Source organism: Pantoea sp. UBA7232, from assembly GCF_002473195.1.
Classification (GTDB): Bacteria; Pseudomonadota; Gammaproteobacteria; order Enterobacterales; family Enterobacteriaceae; genus Pantoea; species Pantoea eucrina.
Genome location: NZ_DKTK01000008.1, coordinates 357,730 through 371,510 on the forward strand (window position 1 = coordinate 357,730; position 13,781 = coordinate 371,510).

Here is a 13,781-nt window from a genome sequence, read left to right on the forward strand (position 1 = left end):
GACATAGCCGATCGACTAAAACATTAGTGCACCTGCTATTTTTCCTGCGTAATCACCATAAGCAACGAAACTTAACGCAACATTAAATTTGCAGCGTTTACTCAGCCAACTTCTTCAGCGTTTAGGGTTGATTGATAATTGTGCAGAGCGCGGTATGACAAAAAGCAGGGCTGCCGTTGAGATTTTCACACGCTGATTTTCTGGATATGGGGCGCAATTTTTTCTGCAACTCGCTGAAAATATTGATTTTAAATACCTCACTCGCCGGATATCAGGTAGGTTACTCGCAGATGAATTACGTCATGTGAGAAGGAGGAGAATATGATGCTGGTAATGGTGACGCTGCTGTCGCTGGCGACGGGCAGTTTTATTAACGTTGTGGTGTACCGGCTGCCACGACACATCGCCGGGGCGGCCACGTTCACTTCCCTGCTGGCTCCCTCCTCCTGCTGCATACACTGTGAACGCGCCCTGCGCTGGTATGACATGATCCCGGTGCTGAGCTGGCTGCTGCTGCGCGGCCGGTGTCGCGATTGCTATGGCCCTATCAGCTGTCGTTGTCCGGTTACTGAGGCCGCGACGTCGCTGATCGCCCTGCTGCTGATGCAGCTGCTGCCCGCGGACAGCCGCCTGATTGCCGCACTGCTGCTGGCATGGTCACTGCTGGCGCTTTCGCTTATCGATATGACGCACCTGCTGCTGCCGGATGCGATTACGCTGCCGCTGCTCTGGCTTGGCCTGCTACTGCATGCCGGTGATGCGATGCCCGGTACGCTTCGTGATGCCGTTACCGGCGCAGCGGCCGGGTATAGCGTGATTCGCTTTACCGGCTGGTGCTATCAGCTGCTGAGAAATCAGCCCGGCATCGGACTGGGGGATGCAAAATTAATGGCAGCGCTGGGTGCCTGGCTTGGCTGGACGTCGCTGCCGGCGCTGCTGCTTATCGCCTGCGGCAGCGCGCTGATTTTTGTGATCTTTATCAAACCCTACTGTTTTCAGCGGCCAGACCGCCCTGTTCCGTTTGGTCCGTGGCTTTCACTGGCGGGTATAAGTCTCTTTATTCATTCAATAATTTAAAGCTGGCTATTTTAGCGGAGAAATAACAGCGGCCAGTTTCTGTCCAACGTTATGATTCGTATATGAAAAGAATAAATAATTCTACACAAAATTAATCATTGTGATGTGAGGCAAAAGGCTCTATATTGGCCGCGCTTTTTACATTACTGATACTTTTTTGTTCAATTAGTCAATCGGCCAGCCACTGCGAGCCCCGGTTGAAGGAGAGATATGATGACGGATAAAGTCCGTATTGATAATTTTGGTACCAGCTCATTCAACGGAAACAACGACGCATTCTTAGCCCGTCAGGCTGAGTTTGAATCAAACGTCAGGAGTTACCCGCGCAAATTGCCTTTAGCCATCGCTAAAGCCAGCGGCGTGTGGATTACGGATGTTGAGAATAAGCAATATCTTGACTGTCTGGCTGGCGCAGGGACGCTGGCACTTGGTCATAACCATCCTGATGTTCTGCAGAGCATCCAAAATGTCATTACCAGCGGCTTGCCGTTACATACTCTTGATCTGACCACACCGCTGAAAGATCAATTCTCTGAATCTCTGCTTTCTCTGCTGCCAGGCCAGGGCAAAGAGTATTGCCTGCAGTTCACCGGCCCATCCGGCGCGGACGCCGTTGAAGCTGCGCTGAAGCTGGCGAAAAAAGTCACCGGTCGCAGCGGTATTATCAGTTTCTCAGGCGGCTATCACGGCATGACGCACGGCGCGCTCGCGGTGACCGGCAACCTGTCGCCAAAAGAAGCGGTTAACGGCATGATGCCGGAAGTGCAGTTTATGCCTTATCCGCACCAGTACCGCTGCCCGCTGGGTATCGGTGGCGACACAGGCGTGAAAGCGCTGACATACTACTTCGATAACCTGATCAATGACGTAGAAAGCGGCGTGCGCAAGCCGGCAGCCGTTATTCTGGAAGCGGTCCAAGGTGAAGGCGGCGTGAACCCGGCACCGGCAGAGTGGCTGCAGCGCATTCGCAAAGTCACGCAGGAGCACGGCATCCTGCTTATTCTGGATGAAGTTCAGGCAGGCTTTGCCCGCACCGGCAAATTCTTCGCCTTTGAACACGCCGGCATTGAGCCGGACATCATCGTGATGTCAAAAGCGGTTGGCGGTGGCCTGCCTCTCGCTGTGCTGGGCATTAAAAAGCAGTTTGATGCCTGGTCACCAGGACACCATACCGGTACTTTCCGCGGCAATCAGCTGGCGATGGCGACTGGTCTGGCTACCCTGAAAGTGCTGACCGAGCAGAATATTGCTGCCAAAGTTGCGGAACAGGGTGAATGGCTGAAAGCACAGCTGGCAGAGATGCAGCAGCGCTTCCCGGTTATCGGTCATATTCGCGGCATGGGCATGATGATCGGTATCGAAATCGTTAAGCCTGATGAGCCAGCCGATCACATGGGCAGCTTCCCGGCAGATGGCGAGCTTTCTGCGCTGCTGCAGAAGAAATGCTTCGAAGCGGGCCTGATTCTGGAGCGCGGCGGCCGTCACGGTTCTGTCCTGCGCCTGCTGCCGTCCCTGCTTATCACAAACGAAGAGCTGGCTGTATTCCTGGATAAATTTGAGCAGGCGCTGCTGGGCGCTGGCGTCAAACCTGTTTGACTGGAAAAGTAAATGAGTGAAGTGAACCCGATTCTGGCCGCCTCTGCGCAGAGCATTGAGGCGTATCAGCAGGCGATTGCCCAGAGCAGCGCCGCGGTTGTGCAGTGGCTGCAACAGCCTGAGATGTATCAGGGCAAAACGGTTGCCGAACTGCGCGAGCGCATTGCGCTTGACTTCAATCCTGACGGCCTGGGTAACCAGGCCGCGATTGAGCGCGCAATTGAGTATTTCCTGAAAGACAGCCTGTCAGTGCACCACCCGCAGTGTGTGGCGCATCTGCACTGCCCAAGCCTGGTGGTAAGCCAGGCCGCTGAAGTTCTGATCAACGCCACAAACCAGAGCATGGATTCCTGGGATCAGAGCCCATCAGCGACCATCATTGAGGTCAAACTCATTGAATGGCTGCGTGCTCAGGTGGGTTACGCTGCCGGCGACGCGGGCGTCTTTACCAGCGGCGGCACCCAGAGCAATCTGATGGGCCTGATGCTGGCGCGTGATGCCTTCTTTGCCCGCCAGGGACATTCGGTGCAGCAGGATGGCATCATCGGCGATCTGCGTAAGATGAAAGTGTTCTGCTCTGAAAATGCGCACTTCTCCGTACAGAAGAACATGGCGCTGCTCGGCCACGGCTATCAGTCAGTGGTTCAGGTGAAGTCGGATGACTTTGCGCGCATGGACGTCAACGATCTGCAGGCCAAACTGGCGCAGGCTGAAGCGAATGGCGAACAGGTACTGGCGATTGTTGCTACCGCGGGTACCACTGACGCAGGCGCTATCGATCCGCTGCGCGAAATTGCTGCCATTGCTGCTGAACGTAACATCTGGGTGCACGTGGATGCGGCATGGGGCGGCGCGCTGCTGCTGTCAGAGAAGTATCGCCACTATCTGGATGGCCTGGACATGGTGGACTCCGTTACCCTGGACTTCCATAAGCAATATTTCCAGACCATCAGCTGCGGCGCATTTCTGCTGAAGGATGCGCGTCACTATGAACTGATGCGTTATCAGGCGGCTTACCTGAACTCTGAGTTTGATGAAGAGGCGGGCGTACCAAACCTGGTCTCTAAATCGCTGCAGACCACGCGTCGCTTCGATGCGCTGAAGCTGTGGATGGGTCTGGAAGCGCTGGGTCAGAAACAGTATGCGGCAATTATCGACCACGGCGTCACGCTGGCGCAGGAAGTGGCGCAGTATGTTGAAGCGACACCGCGCCTGGAGCTGGTGATGCAGCCGCAGCTGGCAAGCGTGCTGTTCCGCTATCGTCCGCAGCAGCTCACCGATATCGCGCAGATTGCCCTGTTTAATCAGCGCATCGGCGATGTGCTGCTGGAGTCGGGCCGCGCTAACGTAGGCGTGACCGAAAATCAGGGTGTGACCTGCCTGAAGCTGACGCTGCTGAATCCGACCGTGACGCTGGATGATATCAAGCTGCTGCTGGCTCTGGTGGAAAAAACCGCCGATCAGCTGCTGAGCGCCTGATTCTCCGGCTGACATCAGGCCGGCAACCTTCACGGGTTGCCGGCTTTTTTTATGCCAGATTTTCCGTGCCGCTGCCACGCGCGATCACGCCCGCCTCCAGCAGACAGCCTCTCAGCGCGCCAAACGCATCCTGACACTGACGCTCGTCAACGCAGGCATATCCCAGCAGTAAACCGCGTTTCTCCTGCGGATGCATATAATACTGCGACAGCGCACGCACCTTCACGCCGCGCCTGAGCGCCAGCGCAGCTATCGCCACGTCATCACACCCCTGCGGCAGCGGCAGTACCAGATGCAGACCCGCCTGATAGTTCACCGCAGGCATAAACGCCTCCCCAAGATAGCGGGAGATAAGCCCGGTCAGAAACTGCCGCCGCTGGCTGTAAAGCTTGCGCATGCGGCGGATATGCGCCATGTAATGCCCTTTCTGAATAAACTCTGCCAGCGCGCGCTGGATCAGCAGGTGACCGCCCCGGTATAGCTCCGCTGCCGCCAGCCGCAGCGGCTGTGCCAGCGCTTTTGGCACCACCAGATAGCCCAGCCGCAGCGCCGGATAGAGCGTTTTAGAGAACGTGCCCATATAGATAACCGGTGCATCCGCCTCAAAGCCCTGCAGCGACGGAAACGGCTGGCCGGAAAAACGAAATTCACTGTCGTAGTCATCTTCTACCAGCCAGCTTTTATGTTTTCGCGCAAAATCAAGCAGCTGCCTGCGACGCTCCAGGCTAAGATGTACGCCCAGCGGATACTGGTGTGACGGTGTCACAAATATCATTTTTGGCGGTTTACTGCGCGACGTCAGATCGGGAATGATGCCCTGCTCATCCACCGCTTTCGCCTGGATTTTAAGGCCGTTGATGCGCAGCAAATTACGCGTTCCCCAGTAGCCCGGCTCCTCGATCCAGACCGGATCCCCCGCGTCGCACAGCACGCGCGTCACCAGATCCACCGCCTGATGCACACCCTCGGTAATAATAATCTGGTCGGCGTCCGCCCGTACCGAACGCGCCACGCTGAGATACTCCGCCAGCGCCTGACGCAGCAGCGGACAGCCTCCGCTGCTGCTGTAGATCAGCCGCTCTATCTCCGGATCGCGGTTCAGCCGCGCCTGGATCTGACTGAACAGCTTATGCGGAAACTGACGCACATCGGGCGCGCCCGGAACAAATGCGCCCCACTGCCACGGTGAGGCGTTGGCGTGGCCGAGCAGGGTTGCCCCCCGTCGCGACAGCGCAGCAGGTTTTGTCAACGCGGCAGCAGGCTCAGGAACGCGCTGCGGGCTGTTCAGACACCCCTCAGGCAGCGTTTCAGCAATCCAGGTGCCGCTGCCGGTGCGCGCCGTGACGTATCCCTGCGCAATGAGATTTTCATAGACGTTCAGCACCGTATTACGCGATACCCCCAGCTCGCGTGCCAGATCGCGCGTGGCGGGCAGGCGCGAGGCGCGCGGGAAAATACCTTCAGCAATCGCCTGCTGCATGCAGATAAGCAGGCGCTGCTGCAGCGTGCCCTCTGCAACAAATTGCAGACGTTCCAGAACATGATCGGCATACAAACTCCGCAATTGGCTCCATCCTTTTTCGTTGAATTGGCTCTGGCAACCTGTGCCGCTGCAGGCATAAATAAGCGTGTTTGTCGTGATTTGTAAAGAAGCTTATCGCTAAGGAAAGGTTATGGAAGGTAAAAACAGCCAGCTGCAACAACGTAAAGATGACGCCCTGCCACGCGGCACCGGCAACCTGTGCCCGTGGTTTGTTGAGCAGGCGGAAAACGCCACGCTGCGCGACACTGAAGGTAATAGCTGGATCGACTTTGCCGGCGGTATTGCGGTTCTGAACACCGGCCATCGCCATCCGCGCGTCGTGCAGGCCATCAAAGATCAGTTAGAGAAGTTTACCCATACCGCTTTCCAGGTCACGCCTTATGAGAACTATGTTGCGCTGGCGGAACGTATTAACGATCTGGTTCCTATCGCCGGTAAAGTGAAAACCGCGTTTTTCAGCACCGGTGCTGAAGCGGTAGAGAATGCCGTTAAGGTTGCGCGCGCCGCCACGCGGCGTCACGGTATCATCACCTTTGGCAATGCGTTTCATGGCCGCACCTTTATGACCATGGCGATGACCGGCAAAGTGGCTCCCTATAAGCGCGACTTTGGCCCGATGCCCGCCTCCGTATTTCACGCCCGTTATCCAAACAGCGTCACCGGCATCACCACAGCAGATGCGCTGGCAAGTCTGGATGACCTCTTTACGCAGGATATCGCCCCGCAGGATGTGGCTGCGATCGTGCTGGAGCCGGTCCAGGGCGAAGGTGGCTTCCATATCGCCCCACCTGAATTTATGACGCAGCTGCGCGCGCTGGCCGATCGGCACGGCATTCTGCTGATTGCTGATGAAGTACAAAGCGGATTTGGCCGCACCGGAAAAATCTTTGCCATGGAACACTATGGCGTGGAGCCGGACCTTATCACTATGGCAAAAAGCCTCGCCGGCGGTATGCCGCTCTCCGCCGTCAGCGGACGAGCAGAAATTATGGATGCGCCCGGTCCCGGCGGCCTGGGGGGAACCTATGCCGGTAACCCTCTCTCTATTGCGGCGGCGCACGCGGTGCTGGATGTCATCGCCGAAGAGCAGCTCTGCGAACGCTCCGTACAGCTTGGCGCTGCGCTGACCGAATTTCTGCAGGGAATACGCGCCACGCAGCCTGCTATTACCGATATCCGCGCGCTGGGTTCCATGGTGGCCGTGGAGTTTGCTGATGCGCAGAGTGCGCAGGCGCTGCAGCAGCAGGCGATGGCGCAGGGGCTGCTGCTGCTGACCTGCGGACCGCAGGGTAACGTCATCCGCTTCCTCTATCCGCTGACGATTCCGGACGCGCAGTTCCGTCAGGCGCTCGATATTCTCGGCGGTCTGCTCACTCCGCAGCGTTGAACCGCGCTGCACCTCAGGCCTGTCCGCTGCAGGCCTGACTTGTCCACCTTCACGCCAGGCGGCGCTGTACGTCGCCTGAGAGACGATTCGGAGAAAAAACTATGACTGCTCAGAATGCCGACGTACTGGCACCAGGCCTGAAGCCGCGCCACGTGAGGATGCTATCTATTGCCGGCGTTATCGGGGCCGGCCTGTTTGTCGGATCCGGTCACGCCATCGCCGAAGCGGGACCGGCGGTGCTGCTCGCCTATATTGCCGCCGGTACGCTGGTGGTGCTGATTATGCGCATGCTGGCTGAAATGGCCGTCGCTTCGCCTGATTCCGGCTCTTTTTCCACCTATGCTGATAAATCGCTGGGGCGCTGGGCCGGTTTTACCATCGGCTGGCTCTACTGGTGGTTCTGGGTGCTGGTGATCCCGCTTGAAGCTAACGCCGCCGGCACTATCCTGCACGGCTGGTTTCCGCAGGTAGACGTCTGGGAATATACCCTGGCGATTACGGCGTTTCTGACCATCAGTAATCTGTTCAGCGTGAAAAACTATGGCGAGTTTGAGTTCTGGTTTGCCCTGCTGAAGGTGGTGGCAATCGTCGGCTTCCTGGTCGCCGGTAGCCTGGCGGTATTTGGCCTGCTGCCCGGCAGCAATACGCAGGGGATCTCACATCTCTGGGATACCAAAGGCTTTATGCCAAACGGAATCAGCGCCGTACTGGCGGCTATTCTGACCACGATGTTCTCTTTCATGGGCACGGAGATTGTCACCATTGCCGCAGCGGAGTCGCGTGAACCGAAAAAGCAAATCACCCAGGCGACTAACTCCGTCATCTGGCGTATCGCGCTGTTTTATCTGCTGTCAATTTTCCTGGTGATTTCGCTGGTGCCGTGGAACAGTCCGGCGCTGATGAAGACCGGTTCTTATCAGACCGCTATGGAGATAATGAACATCCCGCACGCGCGTCTGATTGTCGATATTGTGGTACTGATTGCCGTCTGCAGCTGCCTGAACTCTGCGCTCTATACCGCCTCGCGTATGCTGTTTTCGCTGTCGCGCCGTCAGGATGCCCCCGCGGCCGCATCACGCACCACGCGCAGCGGTACGCCATGGGTTGCAGTATTGCTTTCAACCGCAGCGGCGTTTCTGGCGGTATTTGCCAACTACGTGGCACCCAGCGCCGTCTTTGAGTTCCTGCTGGCCAGCTCCGGAGCCATTGCGCTGCTGGTCTATCTGGTTATTGCAGCCTCTCACCTGGTGCTGCGTAAAAAGCGCGAGGCGCGTGGTGAGGTCCTGAGCTACCGCATGTGGCTCTTCCCGGGACTCACCTGGGCAACCATTGTGTTTATCATCGGCGTGCTGGGCTCCATGCTGTTTAATCAGCAGCATCGCCCGGAGATCATCGCAACCGCTATTCTGACGCTGCTGGTGCTGGCTGCCAGCCGGCTGGTACACCGCAAACGCGCGGCACGCCGCCACGCCAGAATGGTCGCCGTTCGTTCCTGAGTCACAGTGCCGGGCAGGGATGCCCGGTTTCAGTATACGTCGATGCTGATGGCTGACTCCGGCACATCAATTTTCACCACGCAGTGCGTCCAGACGGGCTGGCCCGGTGACAGTTCATGCTCAATGAAATAGTGCTGAAACGCTCTCAGCGCCTCCGTCAGGTCGCCTACGGCACGCGCATCAGGCTCAAACCAGTCAGGTTCGCCCTGCTCATCCAGATAGTTAAACTGATACTGTCCCCCCTCCTCATCAGCAAACAGTTCAGCCTGTACCGTCAGCTGACGTGCGTTCTCAGGCCCGCAGCTATAAATAATCTGTCCGATGCGGCGATAGAGATCTTCATATTGCATATTTTTTATTCCCGCGCGTGGATGGCGACACTGCACCACCCGTTAAGGTTGACTTTCTGCCGCATGCCCTGACAATGGCAGCGCCAGTTTTAGCCGTTTATAAAGGGAGTTTACCATAGCCTGTTTATCGCGTTTTCATCTGACAGCGCTGCTGCGCACCGCTGCGCTGGCGCTGCTACTGGCAGGCTGTGCCGGTCCCCCCCCGAAGTCGCTGGTGACGCCGCTGCCGCTGCCGCCCGCGGCAAAGCCGCCGGTAACGCCTGCTCCGGACGCCCGGCGCGTGCCGATGCGCGGCGTATGGCTCACCACCGTTTCGCGCCTCGACTGGCCGCCAGTGACATCGGTGACGGCTGCACCCGCTGAGCGTGTGCGTCTGCAGCAGGCGTCGCTTATCGCAAAACTGGACCAGTTAAAGCAGCTCGGGATCAACACAGTGTTTTTCCAGGTCAAGCCTGACGGTACCGCGCTCTGGTCCTCAAAGATCCTGCCGTGGTCCGATACCCTGACCGGCCATATCGGAGAGTGTCCCGGCTACGATCCGCTGGCGTTTCTGCTGAAAGAAGCCCATCAGCGTGGCATAAAAGTGCACGCCTGGTTTAACCCCTATCGCGTCTCGACTAACGTCAAACCCGGCACCCTGCGCGAACTACAGCGTACGCTGGCGCAGCAGCCTGCCAGCGTCTATGTGCTGCATCCTGACTGGATCCGCACTGCCAGCGACCGGCTGGTACTGGACCCGGGTATTCCCGCCGCACGCGACTGGATCACCAGCATCGTGGCTGAAGTTGTTTCGCACTACGCCGTGGATGGCGTGCAGTTTGACGACTATTTCTACACGGAAACCGCGGCCTCTCCTCTGAATGACAGCGCGACTTTTCGGCAATATGGCGCCGGTTTTATCACTAAAGCTGACTGGCGGCGCAATAACACGCTACAGCTGATTGAACAGGTTTCCCGCACGATTAAAAAAGTGCGGCCCGGCGTGGCGTTTGGCGTCAGTCCGGCTGGAGTATGGCGCAATCTCTCTCACGACCCGGCGGGTTCCGATACGCGCGGGGCAGCCGCCTACGACGAGGCCTACGCCGATACGCGCCTCTGGGTTCAGCGTGGTCTGCTGGATTATATCGCGCCGCAGCTTTACTGGCCGTTTGCCCGCGCAGCAGCGCGCTATGACGTGCTGACCCGCTGGTGGGCGGACGTGGTCCGTCCGACGCCGGTGCAGCTCTACATTGGCGTTGCGCTCTATAAAGTGGGCGTGGCGTCTAAAATGGAGCCCGACTGGACGCGTCAGAATGGGGTACCCGAACTGCAAAAGCAGATTGAGCTGAATGAGTCGCTGCCGGATGTTGATGGCACGATCCTCTTCCGCGAGGGGTATCTGTCACAGCCGCAGACGCAGGAAGCAGTACGCTATCTGCAGCAGCGCTGGAAAAGCCGCGACTGATGCACACGGTTTCGCTATCATCAGCATCCGTTAGCCCAATACAGATGCGCTATGACTGCTGATTTTGACGCGTTTATCGCGCCGCCGTGCCATGAAAAGATTACTGTTATCTGGCAGGATGAACACCTGCTGGTGATAGGTAAGCCCGCCGGTCTGCTGAGCCTCTCCGGTAAGAATCCGCAAAATAGCGATTCGGTGCATTACCGGCTGCTGCAGCGCTATCCCGGCTGTTCGCTGGTGCACCGGCTCGACTTTGGCACATCCGGCCTGATGATCATCGCCCGGAACAAAGCGATTAACGCTGCTCTCTCCGCGCAGTTCAGTACGCGCCGGGTGGAAAAAACCTATACCGCGCTATTGTGCGGGCATCTGCCCTGCGATGAAGGCGTGATAGATGCGCCGATAGCAAAGGATCCCGCGCACTTTCCGCTGATGTCGGCGTGCCCGGTAAAGGGCAAACCGGCGCGCTCGCGTTATCAGGTGACTGCACGCCTTTGCCCGCCTGAAGGGCCGCCGCTGACGCGGGTGATGCTGATGCCCGAAACCGGACGTACCCATCAGCTGCGTCTGCACTGCCAGCTGCTGGGTTACCCGATTCTGGGCTGCGACTTTTATGGTGGCCGGCAGTTGCCGGGAACAGAAGAGGCGCCGCGTCTGATGCTGCACGCCAGTGGGATCCGGTTTGTTCATCCGGTCAGCCAGCAGCCGCTGCATCTGCAGCTGCCGGCCCCGTTCTGAACGCCAGAGCGCTTACCACATCAGATCATCCGGCACTTTAAAATCAGCATATGGATCGTCCTCATCCTGCGCTTCCTGACTCAGCGCGCTATTGAGCACAATCGCGCTGGCGTCGCGCTGCGCAATTTTATCCGCCACGCTGGCCGGAATAATGGCGTAGTCGCTTTTCTCCGTAACCAGCCGGGCAATCGCCAGACGCCCGTTGATAAGCTGCGTCTGCGTCGTTTTATCAACGGTGATTTTTTTGATCAGATTGTTATCGGTGAAATTAAAATCGATATCACCCCGGCCAATGGTGATGCGGTTCATCTCAATGAGCTGCTTTACCTGCGCCTTATACTCTTTTTCCAGCACCGCCTGACGCTGCTGATCATTAAGCTGCTTATCACGCTCAAGCTGCGCTTTTTTATTCTCTTCAACGGCCTGTTTCGCTTCGCGCGCCTGCACGCGTGACTTTTTGGCCGTGCGCTGCACTTTTTCCATTTTTTTGCTGGAGACTAATCCGGCTTTGAGCATCTGCTCCTGAAGAGTAAGTTTGGTCATGTCCGATCCTGAATCTGTTGGCTAATCTGCCGGATTATACCTGTTATTCACCGGGCTGTACCGGCCAGCCGCATCCGCGTGAGCGGATATCTGCAGCAGACGGCGCTCTCAGCGATCAGAAGGTGGCATTGATGCCTATATTCCATGTTATCTGCCGCCGATCGCTGTTGCCGCCGATCGCAGAAACGCCGGTAAACGCGCTGACGGCGTCAGTCAGCGGCACCGAGGCACCCGCTGCCGCCTCCAGCCAGCTATCATCGCCATTGCTAACCGTACGGGTAAAAGCCGTGCGCGTTGATTTTAGTCCACCGCGAACGCTGCTCTCAGCGTCACCAAACTGACGGTTGTAGCTGATTTCCGCCCAGGGATTGACGGGCCACCGCGTGGTGTCGATACGCCAGCCGGCTGCGCCAGTCTGGGTATGCCGGGTCTGATCGGAAAAACGCATTGCGGTACTGCTCTCTCCGTTTTCACGGTAGCCACCGGCGCGCGCGTAATCGAGCGCATAGCGCACAACCGGACCGGTAGAGAGATGTGCGGTCAGCGGGAAATCCCAGCCGCTCTGCACGCGAAAGCCCAGCAGTTTACCGCTGCTGTTTCCCTGTTCTGTACGGGTGGCCGGCCCGATTTGAACACGGCGCTCAATAGCGTCATAGCTGAGATCGCCGTAGTGCACGTCTGCGTTGATCCAGCCCTGCTCGAACAGCGTAAGCTGGCTGTAAAGCGCCACCAGATTGCCGCGCAGCTTGTATGAGTAACGATCGTCAGGATGCTGGCGCTGGTCGCTGCGTGACAGCACCAGACCCGCCTGCCAGCTATCGGTCAGCTGATATCCCATACCCAGCGTCAGGCTGGCCTGAGTGGCATCACCCGTAAGCAGATCGCTGCGGCGATAGTCAGCATGCTGCCCGGCGTAGCCACCAAACAGGCTAAACTCACCGGTACTCTGCGCCTGCTGACGCTGCTGCTGCAGATGTCCCTCCAGCGTATTTTGCATATCACGGGCCGCGCCTGCTGGCGCTGCGGTGAGCGATGAGACCAGCGCCGGTGCATCGAGAATCGAGCGGATATAATCGGCAATCATCGCATGTACTGCTGGCGAGGGGTGCAGCCGGTCAGCAAACAGAAAGCGCTGCGCCTCGCTGAAGCCTGGCGTGGCAGACGTACACTGTGCGGCGGATGTGCCTGGCGGGCAGGCCATACCGATGGTGTTGCTCAAACCATACCGCGCGGGGTCCGCGATCACTTCGCTGAGCAGGCCAGCGATATCAGCACGCACGATATTGCCTTTAAGCGCAGCCAGCCCCGCTTCCTCCTGCTGGTTAAATCCATCAGAGAGTGCCGTCACCTGCTCACTCAGCACCTGCCAGAGCGCGAACAGCTGCTGCGCCAGCGCATCGCGTACGGCAGGGATCGCAGAGACTTCTCCCGCCGCACGGCTGAATGCGGTCTGAATAGCCTGCTCGCGGGCAGCCTGACTCAGCACAGGCGTCGCGTTCAGCGACTGAAACGCCGCCTGCAGCGCTGAATCTGCCAGGGGGCCTGTCAGCTGCAGCACCGTCTCAATCATCAGCGGGGTTGTGCCAAGCTGCGGCACATTCGGCACGATTACCGTACCCGCACCTGCATCCAGCAGCGTTCGAACCTGTGCCGCCGCCGCGCTGGCGCTGGCTGCAACGGTTTGCGGCGCAGTCAGCGGATTTGCCAGCACCGCCGCCGCAATGTCATTGGCACCTGCCCAGTAAATATAGAGACCATTGCGCTCCGCGCGGCCGTTGTTACGCTGCAGCCAGCGCGCCAGCTGATCCTGCGTATTAAACGCCGGGTTAAGCGCCGGAACGGTCACGGCGCCGCCCTGAGCGTAGTTATTTCCGCCCTGCGATGAAGGGCGCAGCGACAGGCCAGAGTCTGCTGCCAGAATTTCGTCATAGAGGGGATGCTGTGCACCATCATACGTAAAGCGACCGACATTGCCGCCATCGCTCAGGCTATCGCCAAATACAGTCAGGCTATCCCAGGCGTAAGCAGGCGCTGAGGCAACAAGAGTGGCAGCAATGACACCGGCAAGCGCCAGGGGCGTAAAACAGGAATGAGGCATATCAGACTCCTGAAATACCCGATCGCCACG

General features: G+C 58.2%; 11 protein-coding genes. 7 read left to right on the plus strand and 4 right to left on the minus strand.

Annotated elements, in window-relative coordinates; genetic code table 11:
- Positions 1–321: 321 nt before the first annotated feature.
- From B4056_RS09620 to B4056_RS09630, 3 genes are all read left to right on the plus strand, one after another.
- Positions 322–1,077 (plus strand): prepilin peptidase, encoded by a 756-nt coding sequence (locus tag B4056_RS09620; RefSeq protein ID WP_094112251.1) that lies wholly within the window; start codon positions 322–324, stop codon positions 1,075–1,077.
- Positions 1,078–1,290: 213 nt separating this feature from the next.
- Positions 1,291–2,673 (plus strand): diaminobutyrate--2-oxoglutarate transaminase, encoded by a 1,383-nt coding sequence (locus tag B4056_RS09625; RefSeq protein ID WP_288654559.1) that lies wholly within the window; start codon positions 1,291–1,293, stop codon positions 2,671–2,673.
- Positions 2,674–2,685: 12 nt separating this feature from the next.
- Positions 2,686–4,152 carry a pyridoxal phosphate-dependent decarboxylase family protein gene (locus B4056_RS09630; RefSeq protein ID WP_094112252.1) on the plus strand — a complete coding sequence of 489 codons (1,467 nt, stop codon included), beginning with the start codon at positions 2,686–2,688 and terminating at the stop codon, positions 4,150–4,152.
- A gap of 49 nt (positions 4,153–4,201) precedes the next feature.
- Here B4056_RS09630 and B4056_RS09635 read toward each other — a convergent pair whose 3' ends face one another.
- The gene (locus B4056_RS09635; RefSeq protein WP_211279587.1) at positions 4,202–5,716 is read right to left on the minus strand and encodes a PLP-dependent aminotransferase family protein; all 1,515 of its coding nucleotides are present in this window, start codon (positions 5,714–5,716) and stop codon (positions 4,202–4,204) included.
- Positions 5,717–5,825: 109 nt separating this feature from the next.
- Between B4056_RS09635 and gabT the strand changes: the two genes are divergently transcribed.
- Together gabT and gabP are read left to right on the plus strand one after the other, a co-directional pair.
- Entirely contained in the window at positions 5,826–7,082 is a 1,257-nt protein-coding gene (gene gabT, locus B4056_RS09640) for a 4-aminobutyrate--2-oxoglutarate transaminase (RefSeq protein ID WP_094112253.1), read from the plus strand.
- A gap of 101 nt (positions 7,083–7,183) precedes the next feature.
- On the plus strand, positions 7,184–8,578 hold the full coding sequence (gabP, locus tag B4056_RS09645; RefSeq protein WP_150034812.1) for a GABA permease: 1,395 nt from the start codon (positions 7,184–7,186) through the stop codon (positions 8,576–8,578).
- Between the two features lie 29 nt (positions 8,579–8,607).
- Here gabP and B4056_RS09650 read toward each other — a convergent pair whose 3' ends face one another.
- A complete protein-coding gene (locus B4056_RS09650) occupies positions 8,608–8,928 on the minus strand; it encodes a hypothetical protein (protein ID WP_040113465.1) in 321 nt (106 codons plus the stop codon).
- A 115-nt stretch (positions 8,929–9,043) separates the two neighbouring features.
- Between B4056_RS09650 and B4056_RS09655 the strand changes: the two genes are divergently transcribed.
- Together B4056_RS09655 and B4056_RS09660 are read left to right on the plus strand one after the other, a co-directional pair.
- Positions 9,044–10,372, plus strand: a complete 1,329-nt coding sequence (locus B4056_RS09655) for a glycoside hydrolase family 10 protein (protein ID WP_288654560.1) — start codon at positions 9,044–9,046, stop codon at positions 10,370–10,372.
- A gap of 51 nt (positions 10,373–10,423) precedes the next feature.
- Positions 10,424–11,110, plus strand: coding sequence for an RluA family pseudouridine synthase (locus B4056_RS09660; protein WP_094112279.1), 687 nt, complete (start codon positions 10,424–10,426; stop codon positions 11,108–11,110).
- Between the two features lie 12 nt (positions 11,111–11,122).
- Here B4056_RS09660 and B4056_RS09665 read toward each other — a convergent pair whose 3' ends face one another.
- Entirely contained in the window at positions 11,123–11,653 is a 531-nt protein-coding gene (locus tag B4056_RS09665; RefSeq protein ID WP_094112280.1) for a DUF2058 domain-containing protein, read from the minus strand.
- 115 nt (positions 11,654–11,768) lie between these two features.
- A complete protein-coding gene (locus B4056_RS09670) occupies positions 11,769–13,751 on the minus strand; it encodes an autotransporter outer membrane beta-barrel domain-containing protein (RefSeq protein WP_094112281.1) in 1,983 nt (660 codons plus the stop codon).
- Between the last annotated feature and the right edge of the window lie 30 nt (positions 13,752–13,781).